Origin of the sequence: Microbacterium sp. C448 (genome assembly GCF_000582705.2) — a bacterium.
Classification (GTDB): domain Bacteria; phylum Actinomycetota; class Actinomycetes; order Actinomycetales; family Microbacteriaceae; genus Microbacterium; species Microbacterium lacus_A.
The window spans coordinates 1-17,801 of record NZ_HG779635.1; the positions used below are offsets into that span (position 1 = coordinate 1).

General features: G+C 68.1%; 16 protein-coding genes and 1 tRNA gene. 9 read left to right on the top strand and 8 right to left on the bottom strand.

The features are described from left to right. The 3 genes from MIC448_RS05515 to MIC448_RS05525 all read right to left on the bottom strand — a co-directional run. Positions 1-466 (bottom strand): NAD(P)H-binding protein (locus tag MIC448_RS05515; RefSeq protein WP_036297156.1); only part of this gene is annotated, 466 nt, incomplete at its 3' end. Between the two features lie 23 nt (positions 467-489). Beyond that, positions 490-1,161 carry a flavodoxin gene (locus MIC448_RS05520; RefSeq protein ID WP_036297179.1) on the bottom strand — a complete coding sequence of 224 codons (672 nt, stop codon included), beginning with the start codon at positions 1,159-1,161 and terminating at the stop codon, positions 490-492. Between the two features lie 68 nt (positions 1,162-1,229). Beyond that, positions 1,230-2,111, bottom strand: a complete 882-nt coding sequence (locus tag MIC448_RS05525; protein ID WP_036297158.1) for an aldo/keto reductase — start codon at positions 2,109-2,111, stop codon at positions 1,230-1,232. Between the two features lie 135 nt (positions 2,112-2,246). Here MIC448_RS05525 and MIC448_RS05530 point away from each other — a divergent pair, with 135 nt between their 5' ends. Then, entirely contained in the window at positions 2,247-3,119 is an 873-nt protein-coding gene (locus tag MIC448_RS05530; RefSeq protein ID WP_036297160.1) for a helix-turn-helix transcriptional regulator, read from the top strand. A 143-nt stretch (positions 3,120-3,262) separates the two neighbouring features. On the opposite strand, the gene MIC448_RS05535 is transcribed toward MIC448_RS05530, so the two are convergent. Together MIC448_RS05535 and MIC448_RS05540 are read right to left on the bottom strand one after the other, a co-directional pair. Beyond that, positions 3,263-3,335, bottom strand: a tRNA-Val gene (locus MIC448_RS05535). Between the two features lie 47 nt (positions 3,336-3,382). Continuing rightward, positions 3,383-3,841: a peroxiredoxin gene (locus MIC448_RS05540; RefSeq protein WP_036297161.1), complete on the bottom strand. Its 459-nt coding sequence runs from the start codon at positions 3,839-3,841 to the stop codon at positions 3,383-3,385. A gap of 174 nt (positions 3,842-4,015) precedes the next feature. On the opposite strand from MIC448_RS05540, the gene aceE reads away from it, so the two are divergent. The 6 genes from aceE (at position 4,016) to MIC448_RS05570 (ending at position 11,618) form a co-directional block, all read left to right on the top strand. Next, positions 4,016-6,742 (top strand): pyruvate dehydrogenase (acetyl-transferring), homodimeric type, encoded by a 2,727-nt coding sequence (gene aceE, locus MIC448_RS05545; RefSeq protein ID WP_036297163.1) that lies wholly within the window; start codon positions 4,016-4,018, stop codon positions 6,740-6,742. Positions 6,743-6,747: 5 nt separating this feature from the next. Further along, positions 6,748-8,016, top strand: coding sequence for a PucR family transcriptional regulator (locus MIC448_RS05550; protein WP_373457222.1), 1,269 nt, complete (start codon positions 6,748-6,750; stop codon positions 8,014-8,016). 44 nt (positions 8,017-8,060) lie between these two features. Beyond that, on the top strand, positions 8,061-8,981 hold the full coding sequence (locus MIC448_RS05555) for an ACP S-malonyltransferase (protein WP_036297165.1): 921 nt from the start codon (positions 8,061-8,063) through the stop codon (positions 8,979-8,981). Further along, entirely contained in the window at positions 8,978-9,985 is a 1,008-nt protein-coding gene (locus tag MIC448_RS05560) for a beta-ketoacyl-ACP synthase III (protein WP_036297166.1), read from the top strand. Before MIC448_RS05555 ends, MIC448_RS05560 begins: the two co-directional genes overlap by 4 nt. A gap of 84 nt (positions 9,986-10,069) precedes the next feature. Then, positions 10,070-10,318 (top strand): acyl carrier protein, encoded by a 249-nt coding sequence (locus tag MIC448_RS05565; RefSeq protein ID WP_036297167.1) that lies wholly within the window; start codon positions 10,070-10,072, stop codon positions 10,316-10,318. Between the two features lie 61 nt (positions 10,319-10,379). Beyond that, positions 10,380-11,618 carry a beta-ketoacyl synthase gene (locus MIC448_RS05570; RefSeq protein WP_036297169.1) on the top strand — a complete coding sequence of 413 codons (1,239 nt, stop codon included), beginning with the start codon at positions 10,380-10,382 and terminating at the stop codon, positions 11,616-11,618. A 195-nt stretch (positions 11,619-11,813) separates the two neighbouring features. Here the strand turns inward: MIC448_RS05570 and MIC448_RS05575 are convergent, their stop codons facing one another. Continuing rightward, positions 11,814-12,317 carry a DUF3145 domain-containing protein gene (locus MIC448_RS05575; RefSeq protein WP_036297171.1) on the bottom strand — a complete coding sequence of 168 codons (504 nt, stop codon included), beginning with the start codon at positions 12,315-12,317 and terminating at the stop codon, positions 11,814-11,816. A 245-nt stretch (positions 12,318-12,562) separates the two neighbouring features. Here MIC448_RS05575 and MIC448_RS05580 point away from each other — a divergent pair, with 245 nt between their 5' ends. Continuing rightward, complete coding sequence (locus MIC448_RS05580; protein ID WP_036297173.1) at positions 12,563-13,243, top strand: glycosyltransferase family 2 protein; 681 nt, start codon at positions 12,563-12,565, stop codon at positions 13,241-13,243. Here the strand turns inward: MIC448_RS05580 and MIC448_RS05585 are convergent. Together MIC448_RS05585 and MIC448_RS05590 are read right to left on the bottom strand one after the other, a co-directional pair. Then, positions 13,168-14,553, bottom strand: coding sequence for a glycosyltransferase (locus MIC448_RS05585; RefSeq protein WP_036297175.1), 1,386 nt, complete (start codon positions 14,551-14,553; stop codon positions 13,168-13,170). The two genes, MIC448_RS05580 and MIC448_RS05585, sit on opposite strands and share 76 nt — an antisense overlap. Beyond that, a complete protein-coding gene (locus tag MIC448_RS05590; protein WP_199484410.1) occupies positions 14,550-16,811 on the bottom strand; it encodes a glycosyltransferase in 2,262 nt (753 codons plus the stop codon). The genes MIC448_RS05585 and MIC448_RS05590 overlap by 4 nt, the downstream gene beginning before the upstream one ends. Before the next feature lie 26 nt (positions 16,812-16,837). On the opposite strand from MIC448_RS05590, the gene MIC448_RS05595 reads away from it, so the two are divergent. After that, positions 16,838-17,801, top strand: a 964-nt coding sequence (locus tag MIC448_RS05595) for a polysaccharide pyruvyl transferase family protein (protein ID WP_036297177.1), incomplete at its 3' end; no start/stop codon positions are given.

Here is a 17,801-nt window from a genome sequence, read left to right on the forward strand (position 1 = left end):
ATCCCTGCCAACTACTTGACGCGGGACAGTAGTCGAACCAGCCGGGACGAACGATCGTGTACGTGTTGCCGCTGGCGCGGACGAGGCGTTCGCCGCGTCGCTTCCATTCGGACGTCTCCCGGCGAGCGGTGACTCCGATGGTCGTCATCAGCGCGATCCGGACCGGGCGGCCATTCAGAGCGGTGAGCACATTGCGCACTGCGCCGTAGTTGACAGCCTCGGGCTCATTGCTGCTGCCGTGAGTGAAGACAACGGCGTCTATGTCGGCGACGGCTTCAGTGAGCGTGCCGGCATCGGTGAGGTCTCCGATGACTGCCGCGGCTCCGGAAGCGAGGTCGCGGGCCCTGCTGCTGTCGCGGACGAGCGCTCTAGTGTGATGCCCGGCCTGGACGGCTTGTTCGACGACGTGCTGCCCGATGCTCCCTGTTGCTCCGACGATGAGGACGGTGAGGGCGTGATCGGTCATGGTGGTTCTCTCCCGTGGGTCGTTCAGAGTCCGATGCGTCGAAGCCAGGCTTCGACGTCGGGTTGGGCTTGTGCGGCGGTCTCGCCCTGCACGGCGAGGCCTTCGGCGATCGTGGAATCGGGGCAGAGATCTGCGTAGTCGCTGTCGACGCGTCCCATACCGCTCACGGCGTACGTGACGAACGGGTGGATGATCTTCCCGGCGAAGTCGACGCCTTCGACGAAGGTGCGCATGATCATCGGGGTCTGCACGTTCCACACGGGACTGCCGAGCAGAATGACGTCGTAGCCGGTGACGTCGGGAAGGGGGTTCGCGATCGTGGGGCGGGCGTCGTCGTTCTCTTCCCGCACGTTCCGTTGCACGGTCTCTTCGTAGTCGTCCGGGTACGGATCGGAGGCTTCGATCCGATAAACGTCGACAGTGGTCACAGCGGCGATCATCTCCGCGACAATCTGAGTGTTCCCGACTTCAAGATCGATGCGGTCGCCGTAGTAATAGTTCTCGCCAGGGCGGGAGAAGTAGGCCAGCAGTACCCGGCCCCCGGCACCGGGCGACGATGCAGCATCGGTCGGTTCTGCAGTCGGGGTCGGCGTGGTCACGGTGGTCTCCCGATTCGGAGTGCAGGCGGCAAGAACGGAGGCGAGCACTGTGCCGCCGAGCACAGCACTGGCGGCGAGGAAGTCGCGGCGATTCATTCGTTCCTTCTCGACCAGGTCGGGCGAAGCGGGCGCGAACGTTCGGGTCGTCCGCGCCCGCAGCTGGATCACGCCTCGGGGATCGGCTTTCCGAAGTTTTCGAGGGTGATGAAGTCGGGCTCGGGTCCACCGCGGACGCCGGTGTCGAGCGAGTCGATCTGAGCGATCTCGTCGGCGGTGAGTTCGAAGTCGAAGACGTCGAAGTTCTCCGCGATGCGGTGCGCCTTGGTCGATTTCGGGATGACCTGCACGCCCTTCTGGATATGCCAGCGGAGCATCACCTGCGCGGCGGACTTGCCGTACTTCTCACCGATCGTCAAGATGACGGGCTCGTCGAAGCTGCGCTTCGCGGATTCCCGGTAGGAGGTGATTCCGCCGATGGGCGACCACGCCTGGGTAGTGATGCCGTGCTCCTGGTGGAACGCGACAAGCTCCTTCTGTTGGAAGTACGGGTGCAGCTCGATCTGGTTAACCGCCGGCACGATGTCGGTCTGCTCGAGCAGCGGGGTCAGGTGCTCGGGCATGAAGTTGCTGACACCGATCGCGCGGACCTTCCCATCGGAGAGGAGCTGCTCGAGCGCCTTGTACGCGGCGATGGTCTTGTCGAACTCGGACGGTAGCGCCTGGTGCAGGATGAACAGGTCGATCTGGTCGACGCCCAGCTTCGCGGCGCTCTTCTCGAACGCGTGGAGGGTCTCGTCGTAGCCGTAGTCGCTGATCCACACTTTGGACTCGATGAAGATGTCTTCGCGGGGAACGCCGGATTCGCGGATGCCCTGGCCGACCTCTTTCTCGTTTCCGTAGGCGGCAGCGGTGTCGATGTGGCGGTATCCGGTGCGGAGCGCGGTCGCGACAGCGGCGACGGTCTCCTCGGGCGGGGTCTGGAAGACACCGAGGCCGATGGCGGGGATCTCGACCCCGTTGTTCAGAGTGATCGTTGAAGTGGTCATGCCTCCACGCTAAGCACCGCCAACAACGAGGTGAGAGTCCCTAGCATTCACCCCCACAATGTGATTGATACTGCCGCGCTGGGGGTGAATGACAGGGACTCCCGCGGCGCGGAAGCGCGGGCTACCGTCGGACATATGAACACCAGGCACGAGGTTCAGGAATTCCTGACCGCACTCCGCGGACGCATCACCCCCGAGAAAGCCGGTCTGACCGTCTTCGCAGGAGAGCGACGCGTACCTGGTCTGCGTCGCGAAGAAGTCGCGCAGCTTGCCGGCGTCTCGACGGCGTACTACACGCGGATGGAGCGTGGCGACCTCGGCGGCGTCTCGGAGAGCGTGCTCTACGCGCTCGTGAACGCCTTCCAGCTCAACGACGCCGAACAACAGCACCTTTTCGACCTCGCCCGGGCAGCGACCGGACCCGTCCGAGCACCACGCGCTAGACGAGAGACCCCAGTGCCTCCGAGGATCGTCCAACTCATCGACACCATGCGTGACGTGCCGACAGTCGCACTCTCCACCCTCGGCACACCGTTGGCGGCCAACGCGCTCGCTCGCGCTCTTCTGCCATTCATGTTTCCCGAGGGTCAGCCACCAGTGAACTCTGCCCGGTATCTGTTCCTCGACCCGGCATCCAGAGACTTCTACGCCGACTGGGAGACGATCGCCCGAGAGATGGTCTCCTCACTGCGCCTGCGCGCGGGGCACGACCCTTCTGACAAGGCACTCTCCGGCCTCGTCGGCGAACTCGCCACGCGCAGCACAGAATTTCGCACCTGGTGGGGCAGCCACACCGTCCGCACCCACACCACCGGTTCTAAACGGATCAATCACCCCGTCGTCGGCGAGATGACCCTCGGGTTCGAATCACTCACACTTCCCTCGGCGCCCGATATCCGCCTCACCACCTACCTCACCGAACCCGGCTCATCGTCCGCGGACGCGCTCAACATGCTGCGCAGCTGGATAGCCGAAGCGCCCGTCACCCAGAAGGAGACACAGCTCTGACACGCCTGTCCCGGGCCCGCGGCATCGCTGTCCTGACCCGGTGCGTCATCGGGGGCGGGTAAAGCCGTGCCAGGGGACCGCGGGGGGACCGCGCTAAGAAACCTGAGAGTGAATGAAACCCCGGGATCCCTGTGTTTTCTAGGTGGGCCCTGCCGGGATCGAACCGACGACATCCACGGTGTAAACGTGGCGCTCTACCAGCTGAGCTAAAGGCCCTCATGGGCCAGTCTAGAAGATCGAGCCCCCACAACCCCGAACCAGGATCACAACGCGGCCAACGCCTCGCGATAGGCCGACAGCGGCCGCGGGCTCGTCGGGTCGTTCACGACCGACCACCGCACGACACCCTCCGTGTCGATCAAGAAGCTCGCCCGCGTCGCGATGCCGCGATCCGCCAGGAACACCTCATACGCCCGCGCGACCTCGCCGTGCGGCCAGAAGTCCGACACCAGGTCGAAGCCGTAACCCTGCTGCTCGGCCCAGGCACGCAACGCGTGGTGGCTGTCGACCGAGATCCCGATGACGCGCACCGAGGCATCCTCAAAAACCGCGATGTTGTCGCGAATCTCGCACAGCTCGCCCTGGCACCGCCCCGAGAAAGCCAGAGGGAAGAACACGAGCACGACCGGCGACTCGCGCCAGGCCTCGCTGAGCGTGAGCGGCTCGCCCGCCCGGGTCAGAAGCGTGAAGTCCGGAGCCTGGTCGCCGATCTCGAGAGTCATGCCGTCATCCTCCCATCGCCGCAGACCGCGCAGCACGACGTCCCGCGGGACGGGCGCGGGATGCCGGGAACTGACTAGGCTGAGAGAGGTGTGCGTTCCCGCCCGGCCCACAAGCCGAGACGCCGCTGCCAAGACTCCCCCGGCACGATCTGCCGGCACGAAGAGAGGTCACGTGTGACTGTTCACGACCAGGATCCCTACTCGCAGAACGCCGCCGACAGCGACCCGGAAGAGACTTCCGAGTGGCAGGAATCCCTGCAGCAGCTCGTCGACGCGAAGGGCCACGGCCGCGGACGCGAGGTGATGCTCAGCCTTCTGAAGAAGTCGCATGATCTGCACCTCGGCGTCCCGATGGTGCCGACGACGGACTACATCAACACCATCGCGCCCGAGAACGAGCCCGAGTTTCCCGGTGACGAAGAGATCGAGCGCCGCTACCGCGCCTGGATCCGCTGGAACGCCGCCGTTACCGTGCACCGCGCTCAGCGCCCCGGCATCGGCGTTGGCGGGCACATCTCCACTTACGCCTCGTCGGCCGCGCTCTACGAAGTCGGGTTCAACCACTTCTTCCGCGGCCACGACCACCCCTCAGGCGGAGACCAGATCTTCATCCAGGGTCATGCCTCGCCCGGCACCTACGCGCGCGCCTTCCTCGAGGGCCGCCTGACCGAGGCCCAGCTCGACGGCTTCCGCCAGGAGAAGTCCGCGGCGCCCAACGGCATCCCGTCGTACCCGCACCCGCGCCTGATGCCGGAGTTCTGGCAGTTCCCGACCGTGTCGATGGGTCTCGGACCGATCAACGCGATCTACCAGGCGATGACGAACAAGTACCTGACCAACCGCGGCATCAAGGATGTCTCGGACGGGCATGTCTGGGCGTTCCTTGGCGACGGCGAAATGGACGAGGTCGAAAGCCGCGGACAGCTGCAGGTCGCGGCGAACGAGGGCCTCGACAACCTGACCTTCGTCATCAACGCCAACCTCCAGCGCCTCGACGGCCCGGTGCGCGGTAACGGCAAGATCATCCAGGAGCTCGAGAGCTTCTTCCGCGGCGCCGGCTGGAACGTCATCAAGGTCGTTTGGGGTCGCGAGTGGGACGACCTGCTCTCACGCGACACGGATGGCGCGCTGCTCAACCTGATGAACGTCACCCCCGACGGTGACTACCAGACCTACAAGACCGAGAACGGTGCGTACGTTCGCGAGAACTTCTTCGGTCGCGACGAGCGCGCGCTCGCGTTGGTCAAGGACTACTCCGACGAGAAGATCTGGGGCCTCAAGCGCGGCGGACACGACTACCGCAAGGTCTACGCCGCGTACAAGGCGGCCGTGGAGCACAAGGGTCAGCCCACCGTCATCATCGCCAAGACGATCAAGGGCTACGGCCTCGGCAAGCACTTCGAGGGGCGGAACGCTACGCACCAGATGAAGAAGATGACGCTCGAGGACCTCAAGCACTTCCGCGACGAGATGCACATTCCGATCTCGGACGGCCAGCTCGAAGAGAACCCCTACCTGCCCCCGTACTACAACCCGGGCGCCCAGGACGAGACGATCCAGTACCTGCTCGAGCGTCGCCGCGACCTCGGCGGATTCCTGCCCGAGCGACGCACGACCCACGTCGGCCTCACGCTGCCGGACGACTCGGCGTACACGATGCCCAAGAAGGGTTCGGGCACGCAAGAAGTCGCCACGACCATGGCCTTCGTCCGTCTGCTGAAGGACCTGTTGCGCTCGAAGGACTTCGGCCACCGCATCGTGCCGATCATCCCCGACGAGGCGCGCACGTTCGGCATGGACGCGTTCTTCCCGACCGCGAAGATCTACAACCCGAACGGCCAGCACTACACGTCGGTCGACCGCGAGCTGCTCCTGGCCTACAAGGAGAGCCCGCAGGGACAGATCCTGCACGTCGGCATCAACGAGGCCGGCGCGCTCGCGGCGTTCACGGGTGTCGGCACGTCGTACTCGACCCACGGCGAGCCGCTTATCCCGGTCTACGTCTTCTACTCGATGTTCGGCTTCCAGCGCACGGGCGACGCCCAGTGGGCGGCGGGCGACCAGATGGCCCGCGGATTCGTCGTCGGCGCCACCGCCGGACGCACCACGCTGACCGGTGAGGGCCTGCAGCACGCCGACGGACACTCGCACCTGCTCGCCTCGACGAACCCCGCGACGGTTTCGTACGACCCTGCCTACGGCTACGAGATCGCGCACATCGTGCGCGCGGGCATCGAGCGCATGTACGGCGGTCAGCACCCCGACCCGAACGTCATGTACTACCTGACGGTCTACAACGAGCCCATCGTGCAGCCCGCTGAGCCCGAGGGTGTCGACGTGGATGGGATCGTCCGAGGCATCCACCGCATCTCGACCGGTGAGGGCGACGGCGCACGCGCGCAGCTGCTCGCGTCGGGCGTCGGTGTGCCGTGGGCCAAGGAAGCTCAGCAGTTGCTGCGCGACGACTGGGGTGTGGCGGCGGATGTCTGGTCCGTCACGTCGTGGACCGAGCTGCGCCGCGACGGCCTGGCCGCCGACGAGCACAACTTCCTGCACCCGGAAGAAGAACCGAAGACGGCCTACATCACCGAGAAGCTCGCCGGGGCACCCGGCCCCGTCATCGCCGTGAGCGACTTCATGCACGCCGTTCAGGACCAGATCCGGCCCTGGGTGCAGCATGACTTCTACACGCTCGGCGCCGACGGCTTCGGCTTCTCGGACACGCGTGCCGCTGCTCGACGCTTCTTCAAGATCGACGGTCCCTCGATCGTCGTGCGAGCGCTGCAGGCACTCGCGCAGCAGGGCGCCGTCGACCGGTCGCTCGTCGCCCAGGCGATCGAGAAGTACCGCCTGTTCGACGTGACCGCCGGAACGAGCGGGAACGCCGGCGGCGAGAGCTGACCGGCGTGCCGGGGACCACGGGCGCCGACGAGGAAGCGGCGATCGCCAAGACGGTGGCCGACGAGAAGGCGGCGACCCTCACCTGGCTGCGGCGCATCTCCGGCGACCTCGCCACGGCGACGCTGAACCGGCTGGAGGACACGCTGCCCTGGTATCGCGAGATGCCGCCGGGGCGGCGGTCCGCGGTCGGCCTCGTGGCTCAGGCGGGCATCACCTCTTTCATCCAGTGGTACGAAGACCCTGAGTCGACCCCGTGGATCGCGGCGGACATCTTCGCCGCGGCCCCGCGCGAGTTGCTGCGGAGCGTCAGCCTGCAGCAGACCCTGCAGCTCATCCGCGTGACGGTCGAGGTCACGGAAGAACGCGTCACCGGCCGGGGCGGAAGCATCCGCGAGGCGATCCTGAAGTATTCGCGCGATGTCGCCTTCGCGGCAGCGGATGTCTACGCCCGGGCGGCCGAAGCGCGCGGGTTGTGGGACGCGCGGCTGGAGGCGCTCGTCGTCGACTCGATCCTGACCGGCGAGGCCGATGCCGAGCTGCCCAGCCGCATCGCAGCCCTCGGCTGGCACGGTCACGGCGAAGTCTGCGTGCTCGTCGGCACGACACCCTCGCAGTTCGACGTCGACCACCTGCGCCGTATCGCCCGCAAGCTGGGCGTCGACGTGCTGATCGGCGTGCAGGGTTCGCGGCTCGTTTTGGTCATGGGCCGCTCGGACTCGGTCGCCCGCGGTGAAGAGCCGGCGCCCGACCTGCCGTTTCCCGAGATCGCGACGCGTCTCGAGCCCGGGTTCGGTCCGGGACACCTCGTCCTGGGCCCGGCCGTGCCGGCGCTCGTCGATGCCAGCGCGAGCGCCCGCGCGGCTCTCGCGGGCTTCGCCGTGGCTCGTGCGTGGCGGAACGCTCCTCGACCCGTCGAGGCCGATGATCTGCTGCCCGAGCGCGCCCTTGCCGGCGATGCGCTCGCGAAGCAAACGCTGGTCGAGCGGATCTATCGGCCCCTGCAGGCGCACTCCCCCGATCTCGTCACGACCCTCTGGAGCTACCTCGACAACGGACGCTCACTCGAGGCGACGGCGCGTGAGCTCTTCGTGCACCCCAACACCGTCCGCTACCGCCTCAAGCGGGTCAGCGAGGTCATCGGCTGGGACGCCACGGGCGCCCGCGAAGCGCTGATCCTGCAGTCGGCCCTGATTCTGGGTCAGATCGCGGCGACCGACACGCGCAGACGCCCTCAGGTGTCAGCCACGCACAAACGTTCCGCGGTTTCTTCGTAGGACCACGCCAAGACCGACCTGGGTCTAGTTGACAGACTGGGTGAGTGATCGTCGTAGCCTGCCCGGGTCAGGGCTCTCAAACTCCTGGATTCCTCTCCCCGTGGCTGGACCTCGATGGCGCGCGAGATTTGCTGGCCGCATTCTCGGACGCCGCTGAGGTCGACCTGATCCGCCACGGCACCGAATCCGATGCCGACACCATCCGCGACACCCGCATCGCGCAGCCGTTGATCGTCGCCGCCAGCTTGCTGGCATGGTCTGCGCTCGAGCAGCGCACACCGTCCGCACCGGCCGGAACCGCGGGCCACTCGGTCGGTGAGATCGCCGCGCTCGTGATCGCCGGTGTCATCTCGGCTCACGACGGCATGAACCTCGTCGGTATTCGCGGACGCGCGATGGCGGATGCTGCGGCCCTCGAGCCGACCGGCATGAGCGCCGTCGTCGGCGGTGACGAGGCGGCCGTGCTCACCCGTCTGGAAGAACTCGCGCTGACTCCCGCCAACTTCAACGGCGGTGGCCAGATCGTCGCCGCCGGGGCGCCCGCTGCACTGGAGGCATTGGCCGTCGACGCTCCCCGTGGCGCACGCGTCATCCCTCTCCAAGTCGCCGGGGCATTCCACACGTCGTATATGGCACCGGCGGTCGAACGGCTGCGTGCCGCCGCCGACACGGTCGAGGCGAGCAATCCGAAACTCGCCCTCTGGACCAACCACGACGGCTCGGTCGTCATCTCCGGTACCACGGCCATCAACCTGCTCGTCGGCCAGGTGGCCTCGCCCGTCCGGTGGGACCTCTGCATGGCCGGATTCGCCGACGCGGGAATCACGGGCCTCATCGAACTGGCCCCCGCCGGTACACTGACCGGGCTCGCCAAGCGCGGGCTCCGCGGCATCCCGTCGGTGGCGGTCAAGACCCCCGACGACCTCGATGCGGCCGTGGAACTGCTCTCGAAGGACAACGCATGATCTCGCCCGCACCGCTGACTCAGACCACGGGTGTAGCCCACACGCGCATCTACGCGTACGGTGCCGCCCGCGGCGAACTGCTCGTCGACAACGACGCCCTCGTCGGGCCGATCGACTCGAGCGACGAGTGGATCCGCCAGCGCACCGGCATCATCACGCGCACGCGCGCCGAAGCCGGCACGAGCGCCCTCGACCTCGCGACGGACGCGGCCGCCGAGGCGATCGCCTCCTCCGGCGTCGCTCCCGAAGACATCGACCTCGTGATCGTCGCCACGATCAGCAACCCCCGGCAGACGCCATCGATCTCGGCCGTCGTCGCCGACCGCGTCGGCGCGAACCCTGCGGCCGCCTACGACCTCAACGCGGCCTGCGCAGGTTTTTCGTACGGCGTCGCACAGGCGGATGCGTCGATCCGGGCGGGCATCGCCCGCTACGCCGTCGTCATCGGGGCCGAAAAGCTCAGCGATGTCGTCGACCCCACCGATCGCAGCATCTCGTTCCTGCTCGGTGACGGAGCCGGCGCGGTCGTCGTCGGCCCGAGTGACACCCCCGGCATCGGACCCACCATCTGGGGATCGGATGGCTCCAAGGCCGACGCCGTCGGCATGGACCACACCCTGATCGAGTTCCGCGACGGACTCGCGGCCTGGCCCACGCTTCGCCAGGAGGGCCCGACGGTCTTCCGCTGGGCCGTGTGGGAGATGGTGAAGGTCGCGCGTCAGGCACTCGAAGCAGCCGGGGTCGAAGCATCCGATCTGTCCGCGTTCGTACCGCACCAGGCGAACATGCGCATCATCGACGAGTTCGCCAAGCAACTGAAGCTGCCCGAGACCGTTGTGATCGGCCGCGATATCGAGACCACGGGCAACACCTCGGCGGCATCCATCCCCCTCGCTACGCACCGCCTGCTGCAGGAGCACCCCGAGATCAGCGGCGGACTCGCCCTGCAGATCGGCTTCGGCGCGGGCCTCGTGTTCGGCGCGCAGGTCGTGGTGCTGCCGTGACCGGGCGGATCGCCGCCCTAGACTGATTCGCGGTCGCCGACACGACTCCAGACCCCCATCTAGATCCAGAACCAAGGAGACACCATGGCCTTTTCCACCGATGAGGTGCTTGCCGGGCTCGCTGAGCTCATCACCGACGAGACCGGCATCTCGGCCGACGACGTCGCCCTCGAGAAGTCCTTCACCGACGACCTCGACATCGACTCGATCTCGATGATGACGATCGTCGTCAACGCAGAAGAGAAGTTCGGCGTCACCATCCCCGACGACGAGGTCAAGAACCTCAAGACCGTCGGCGACGCCGTGACGTTCATCACGTCGAACCAGTCCTGATCCACCCTCTCGGGGGCCTGTGGGCCCCCGAGAGCGACAGCAACGCCTGAGGATTCGTGTCATGACCACCAAGCGCATCGTCGTCACCGGGATCGGTGCCTCTTCACCGCTCGGCGGCACCGCCCCCGACAGCTGGAACGCACTTCTCGCCGGAGTGTCCGGCGCTCGCACACTCGAGCACGAGTGGGTTGCGAAGTACGAGCTACCCGTCACGTTCGCCGCCGAGGCCATCGTGCGCCCCGAAGAGGTTCTACCGCGACCGACCGCGAAGCGGCTCGACCCGGCCTCGCAGTTCGCCCTCGTCGCCGCCATGGAGGCCTGGGACGACGCCGGAGCACCCGAGGTCGACCCCGAACGCCTGGGTGTCGACTTCGCCACCGGTATCGGCGGCGTGTGGACACTCCTCGACGCATGGGACACCCTGCGCGAGAAGGGACCCCGTCGCGTCATGCCGATGACGGTGCCGATGCTCATGCCCAACGCCGCGGCCGGCAACCTGTCGCTCCACTTCGGTGCTCGCGCTTTCGCCCGCACCGTCGCCAGCGCATGTGCCTCGAGCACCGAGTCGATCGTCAACGCCGTCGAACACCTGCAGGACGGCCTCGCAGACGTCGTCATCGCGGGTGGCACCGAGTCGGCCATCCACCCCATCACCGTCGCGTCTTTCGCGTCGATGCAGGCGCTCTCACGCCGGAACGACGACCCGGCGACCGCCTCACGTCCGGGCAGCATCGACCGCGACGGCTTCGTCATGGGCGAGGGCGCCGGTGCGCTGATTCTCGAGACCGAAGAACACGCTAAGGCGCGCGGCGCGAAGATCTACGCGTACGTCGTCGGTGGCGGCGTCACGGCGGACTCGTACCACATCACGGCCAACGACCCCGAGGGCCGCGGTGCAGCCCGAGCGGTCACGATGGCGCTCGAGATGGCCGGTGCATCCCCGGACGACGTCACCCACATCAACGCGCACGCCACCTCTACTCCCGTCGGCGACCCGAACGAGTACCAGGCTCTGAAGGCCGTGTTCGGGCCGCGTGTGGACGAGATCCCCGTCTCGGCAACGAAGGCATCCACGGGCCACCTGCTGGGTGGTACCGGAGCGCTCGAGGCGATCTTCACGGTGCTCGCGATCGGTCAGCGCCAGGCGCCGCCGACGATCAACCTCACCACACAGGACCCCGAAGTGCCGTTCCGGATCTCGGGCGCACCTCAGGACCTCGGCGCGGGCGACCAGCTGGCGATCAGCAACTCGTTCGGCTTCGGCGGGCACAACGCCGTGGTGGCGTTCTCGACGAACTGAGCGGGCGCGTTCCGCTCCCCGAGCTTCGGGCTCGCACCCTGAGCCTGTCGAAGGGCGCACAACAAGTCACTTCGACAAGCTCAGTGACCGCGGGGCCAGAGGGGGATTCCACATCCTGACCCAGCCAACAGGCCGCGCGAGCGCGGACGATGGGTTCGGTCCGAGTGTGGGGATGTCTGGATTGTAGAGGCGCCGCTAGCCGACCTTGTGGAGCCACACCACGGGAGCCTGGTCGCTCGCGTGACGGAAGATCTCGAGTTCGTCGTCCCAGGCCTGTCCGAGCGCGACGCCCAGTTCCCGCTGAAGTTCACGGGCGTCACCCGCAGCGATCTCCATGGCGTATCGAATGCGATCTTCACCGATGACGACGTTGCCGGCCGCGTCGGTCTGTGCGTAGTGGATGCCGAGGTCGGGCGTGTGCAGCCAGCGCCCACCGTCGGAACGCGGGGTGGGATCTTCGCTCACCTCGAAGCGGAGGTGCTCCCACCCGTGCATCGCAGACGACAGCGCTGCGCCGGTCCCTACGGGGCCCTCCCAGTAGAACTCGGCACGACGGGCGCCCGGAAGTACCGGCTGCTCGTCCCACTCGAAATTCACGGCACGACCGAGCGCACGCCCGACAGCCCATTCCAGGTGCGGGCACAACGCCCGCGGCGCAGAGTGGACATAGATCACTCCGCGCGCCGATGATGTCGCCATTTCCACTTCCGTTTCTTCAGGTACGTCTTCCCCTACGACCTGTGACACGTGTGTCGGCGACTGCTGTTCGGTTGTGGGCCCATTATTGCCCATCGCATAACGGAATCACAACACTGTGATTCCGCGGCGCGCCGCCGCTACGTAAATCTGAAAGGAAGCACGACCGGGCGAAGGCGATCTCACGGCACGGAGCGCGGAATCCGGCGTTATTTTCCTTTCAGATTTACACGCTTAGGCTGAACGTCGTGTCTGCCGTTTCCGTCATCATCCCGTGGCGCCCCGCGCCCTCTCGCGTGACCGCTTTCGACGCTCTGACGAGCTGGTACGCCCGCGAGTTCCCGGAATTCACGGTGCAGACGGTGGACACGGACGACGACGTATTCGTGCTCGCAGCATGCCGGAATCGCGGCATCGCCGAGGCCGAGCCGGATGACGTCGTCGTGATCAATGACGCCGACACGATCCCCGAGCCCGCGGCACTCCGCGAAGCCATCGCAGCGGCTCGCACGAGCGGGCTCGTGCACCTGCCGTACACGGCGTACCACTGGCTCGGCGCCAACGGCACGGCCGACTACCTCGCGGGCACCGACCCCCGGGAATGCGACTTCGAGCTCGTTCTTGGCGCCTGCTCAGGCGTGTACGTCACGACGCCGCGCACGTGGGAGCGGCACGGCGGTCAGGACGAACGATTCCGCGGGTGGGGGTACGAGGATGCCGCGTGGAACCTCGCGCACCAGACCCTCCTCGGCAGCCCGCCCCAGCGCCACGAAGGGCGCGTGTACGCCTTGCATCACGTCGCCGAGACCCGAGCCGGAGCCCGGTTCGACGCGAACGCTGCGCTGATGGAGCGCTACCGGTCGGCGGCGGGTGACCCCGAAGCGATGCGCTCGCTCGTGAGCGAACGCGTGCCCGCCAGCGCCTCGTAGGCGACCTCGGGCCCGGGCCGAGCCGCCTGTCCTTCGGCTATCCGCCGCAACAGGCCGCGGTCGACGGCAGCCCCCTCCGCGCCGTCTCCGTTTCCGTCTTCGCCGAGCAGCAGGCGCAGCGCGTCGGTCAGCTCCTCGACGCTCGCGGCGTTGGGGTCCAGGGCGACACCGACCCGCGCGCGCTCGATGGTCGCGCCGCCGGCGAACTGGTCTGTCGAGAAGGGCAGGACGAGGATCGGCACGCCGCTCCCGAGCGCCTCGGTGACCGAGTTGTTGCCGCCGTGGTTCACCGCCACCGCCGCGCTCTTCAGGAGCCGGATCTGCGGCAGATGGGGACGCACGAGCCATCCGTCCGGCACGTCTCCGAGTGCCTCAGCGGGGGTCGCACCCGTCGCGATCGCGGCGCGCACGTCCAGGATGCGCAGCGCTTCTGCAACGCGCGCGAGCACGTCGTCCCGAACGGACAGGAAGCTCCCGAAACTCACATACACGTACGGTTCGTCGCGAGCGATCCACTCGAGGATGTCGGGAGCAACGTCTTCTTCGCGGCGCGTCGATCCGAGGAAGGCGTGCGGCGGGAGCATCCGTCCCTCGGTCGCGGCCAGCTCGGCCGGATAGTTGTACAGGACCGTGCCCCCGTGGGTGCCGCCGTGTGTCGCGAATGCGTCATCGACGTCGGCGGCCCGGCTATCCAGTTCGCGCGCAGCACGGTTCCACTCCCCCGTGAAACCCGCGGCCACGCGGTCGCACAGTTCGCGCAACTCGTCCAGATCCTCTTGCGACGGGGCGAAAGCCCGCGGCCAGAACGGCGGGTATCCGTAGACCTCACCCGGAACCGGAAGCGCACTCGGATGCCCCAGCACGACGTCGCCGTACGGCACACCCGCGGTCTGCAACGCCATACGGGCACTGAAGGCCAGATGGTCGACGATGATCGCATCGGGGCGGACCTGGTCGACGATCTCGAGCACGCGTCGACCCCGGCCGACCGGGTCCCACATCAAGTCCGTGAGCCGCTCTTGGGCCTGGTAACGCAGAGTCTGCGTCATCCCGCGGCGCGTCGCGTCGAAGAATCCGCGCAAAGACGCGCCCTCGTCGCGCGGTTGTTCTTCCGCACGAATCACCCCGGGGTTCGAGCCCCGGCCCAGGGTCAGATCGACCCGCTCCAGCCCGAAGTCCGCGACGATCCCCGCCGTCGACGGGCCCGTCGCGACAACCACGCGCTCGCCCGCATCGCGCCACCGCGTTGCCAGGGTCGCGAGGGGAAGCAGATGCGAGGCGTAGTCGGGGCTGATGACGAGCAGCGTCACCCGAGGACCCCCGCGGCCCGGATCAGCTCGGCCTCTTCGCGCGCGACGCCGCCGTAGACGGGGCCCAGGGCCGAAGCCATGCCCTGAATCGTGAATCGATCACGGACCATGTCGTGCGATCGAGCGGCTCGGGACTCGTCGTGCTCCGCGGCAATGTCGAGCGCCTGAGCGATCGCCTGGGTGAGCTGCGCCACGTCCCAAGTCTGCGTCAGCACGCCGGTGTCGCCGCGCGTGACGTAGGTGGCGGGGCCGCCACCGTCGGGTGCGACGACCATCAAGCCGGTCGCCATGGCCTCGAGCAGGGCGATGCCGAACTCTTCCTTCACGCTCGCACACACGTAGACGCCGCCCTCGGCCGCGAGGCCCGGAAGGCCGAAGCGGACGGCAGCGAGCCAGCGCGCCGCGATGTCGTTCGAGCGGTGCCCAGCCAACACGAGGCCGCGCGCGGCGCGGTCCTCGTCAGGCACGATCTGCGCGATGCGCTCCAGCTGCTCCCGTTCATCGAGCGACGGGCGTTCGAGGTCACCGCCGATGATGAGCAGATTCGCGCGGTCGGCCAGCGGCCCGCTCGCCCAAGCCTCAACGAGGGTCGCCATGCCCTTGACCCGATGCAGTCGCCCGACGCTCACCAACAGAGGAAGCCCGCGACGCTCGGCGGGCAACTCTTCGAGCATGGCTCGGAGCGACTGGATCTCCGGCGGACAGTCCTGGCCAGAGCAGGACCGCACCTCGGCGACGGCGCGTTCGACGACCTCGAGGTCGACCCCCTCGGCGACGATCGTGTGCCGTTCGGGGTGCGACGCGATGTCGATGCCGACCAGCTGCCGCATGTCTTCTTCGAGCTTCGGACGAGGAAACAGCACGGTGTGCGCCGCGTTCGAGGCGAGGCTCTGCACCAGCCGGGCGCGGAACCAGAAATGCTCGCGCATGTCGACCTCGCCGAAGTCCGACCGGTGCAGCGTTCCCGAGAGGTCCATCGACTGGATGACCGCGTGCGGGTCGGGGGCCACCGTGAATACGACCGGGATGCCGAGCTCGCGCGCGACATCCGCTGCGGCGAGGCTCCCCACGTCCGCCATCCGTAGGTGCAGCACGTCGATGCGCCCGGCGGCACGGAGGATGCGTCGGATGCCACGGCGCGCGGTCACGCGCAGCGACCACGCCGCCGCGGACGGCACGGGCTGTTCGGCCAGCGGTACGCGTCCGTAGACGTGGCCGTCGCGGTCCATGCCGATGACGCCCAGATCGATCACGGCGCGCTCGCGCGGGCCCCGCGACAGGGTGACGACGCGCTGGACCCCGGTCGAGGGATCCGCGACCAGCGCATCGCCGAGCCGCACGAGCAGCGTCGCGATGCCACCGTTGTCGCCGACGCCGGCCGACGTGAGCGACGGTTCGATGTCGGCGTGAAGGAAGAGCTGTGCAACGGTGAGCGGGCCGGGGGTGGGCGCAGAGCCGTTCCGGGCAGGGCCGACCGCCGTGCGTGCGGCGGCGAGGTCGACGAGGGCGAGCCGCGCGGCATCCGCCAGCTCGTCCTCACCATCGGCCAGGCCATCGAGCAGCGAGGCGGCCTCGGGCGAGTGTGCGCGTTGGCCGAGCGCGGCCACGGCCGCGATTCGCACCGTACGCGCCTCGTGCGGGTCGCTGGCGCAACTGAGCAGGGTTCGTGCCGCGATGGGTGCCCGCACGAGGCCGAGGGTCTCGACGAGGCGCGTGCGGGACGGCGCATCCTGAATCCCGAGCAGTGCCGACTCGATCGCCACCGCGAGCGACTCTCCGACCGTGATCGACCAGTTCTCGAGCGTCCGCTGTGCGAGCATGCCCGAGAAGCCGCCCGCTGCGACGATCCCGAGCAGACGCCCGATCGCGTCGAAGCGCGGCAGACCCGCACCGAGCGCCCACGCGGCGTGTTCGCGGACGAAACCGCGCTCGTCCGACAGCAGACCGCTGAGGGCCCGTGCCGCCTGCTCGTCGTACATCTCAGCCAGGGCGTGCACGGCAGTGATCGCCGCGACATCGTCATCGCTCGCGAGGGCCTTCGCCAGCAGACGAAGCGTGCGTACCCCCGGGTCGCGGCCGGCCTCGAACGCGACATCGTCTGCAAGCCGGATGGCGTCCACGATTCCCGGCGCGGCATACACCGCGTCCATGGCCGTCTGGATGCCCATCGTCGTCTCCTTCGCGCGCGCGAACGTCCGTCCGAACCCCGCCGCATGCCGATCGTAGCCCCCGTCGGTGACATCGCGTTCGGTTGGCATTGCGTGACCCGGGAGGCTAGGCTCCGGTGCTCGTCCGGCTTCTCTCCATCGGCGATATCGGCGTGTCAGACGGCATGATGCACATCGGGGACGAGGCGATGTTCGAGGCTCTCCGCGACGAGATGCGTGCTCGCGGTGTCGAGCTCGTCGCGGTGTCCGCCGAGCCCGGCGAATCGGCCGAGCGCTACGGGGTCGAGGCGGTCCCCCGCATCGGATTCACGGGACTCTCACGCGACGATGCGGACGACCGGATGCGCGAGGTCGTGGCTGCGGCGAGGCATCCGTCGTCCCTCGGGACGGACGACCCCGCCCGGGCCGTGATCGAAGCGATAGCCGGTACAGACGGGGTCGTCGTCGCGGGGGGCGGCAACCTCGCCTCGCGCTGGCCGGTGCACATCTACGAACGGGTGACCCTGGCCGCTATCGCGGGCGAACTCGGGCGCCCGGTGGTCGTCACCGGACAGACTTTCGGTCCGGATCTCGGCGCGCACGACCGAACGCTGCTGTCGCGCGCCCTGCAGAATGCACACCTTGTGGGGGTCCGCGAGACGACCTCGCTCGCTCTGGCGCGGGAGCTCGGTGTCGAGGCGCGCCTGGGCGTCGATGATGCGTCGTTCCTGGGCGACCGCGATCCCCGCGAAGACCAAGACGCGGATGCCTCGGCCCCGCGCTCCGGAGTGCTCGTGAGCCTCTCGCTCAGCCTCGGCGGCGCTCCACGCGACGAGACCGTTGCCCGCATCGCTCGCCTGGTGGATCGGTCGGCCGAGCTGACCGGCGAGCCGGTCGCGTTCCATGCGCACTTCGGCCCCCTGGACCCCGCGGGTCCGGCGCGCGGCGACGCCGTGCTGCACGATGAGGTGCGGGCGCAGATGACCACCACGTCGCGCGTGATCCCCACCGGCGACCCGCGCGCCGCGGCCCGCCTCGCCCGGTCGTCGGCGCTGCTGATCACCGGCCGCTACCACCCCGCCGTTTTAGCCGCACCGGCGG

Excerpts from the sequence above, each read along its gene's own strand:
- MIC448_RS05560 (WP_036297166.1), top strand. The coding sequence starts at position 8,978 with ATGATCTCGCCCGCACCGCTGACTCAGACCACGGGTGTAGCCCACACG.
- MIC448_RS05525 (WP_036297158.1), bottom strand. The coding sequence starts at position 2,111 with ATGACCACTTCAACGATCACTCTGAACAACGGGGTCGAGATCCCCGCC.
- MIC448_RS05520 (WP_036297179.1), bottom strand. The coding sequence starts at position 1,161 with ATGAATCGCCGCGACTTCCTCGCCGCCAGTGCTGTGCTCGGCGGCACA.
- MIC448_RS05530 (WP_036297160.1), top strand. The coding sequence starts at position 2,247 with ATGAACACCAGGCACGAGGTTCAGGAATTCCTGACCGCACTCCGCGGA.
- MIC448_RS05540 (WP_036297161.1), bottom strand. The coding sequence starts at position 3,841 with ATGACTCTCGAGATCGGCGACCAGGCTCCGGACTTCACGCTTCTGACC.
- MIC448_RS05590 (WP_199484410.1), bottom strand. The coding sequence starts at position 16,811 with ATGCCAACCGAACGCGATGTCACCGACGGGGGCTACGATCGGCATGCG.
- MIC448_RS05575 (WP_036297171.1), bottom strand. The coding sequence starts at position 12,317 with ATGGCGACATCATCGGCGCGCGGAGTGATCTATGTCCACTCTGCGCCG.
- MIC448_RS05570 (WP_036297169.1), top strand. The coding sequence starts at position 10,380 with ATGACCACCAAGCGCATCGTCGTCACCGGGATCGGTGCCTCTTCACCG.
- MIC448_RS05565 (WP_036297167.1), top strand. The coding sequence starts at position 10,070 with ATGGCCTTTTCCACCGATGAGGTGCTTGCCGGGCTCGCTGAGCTCATC.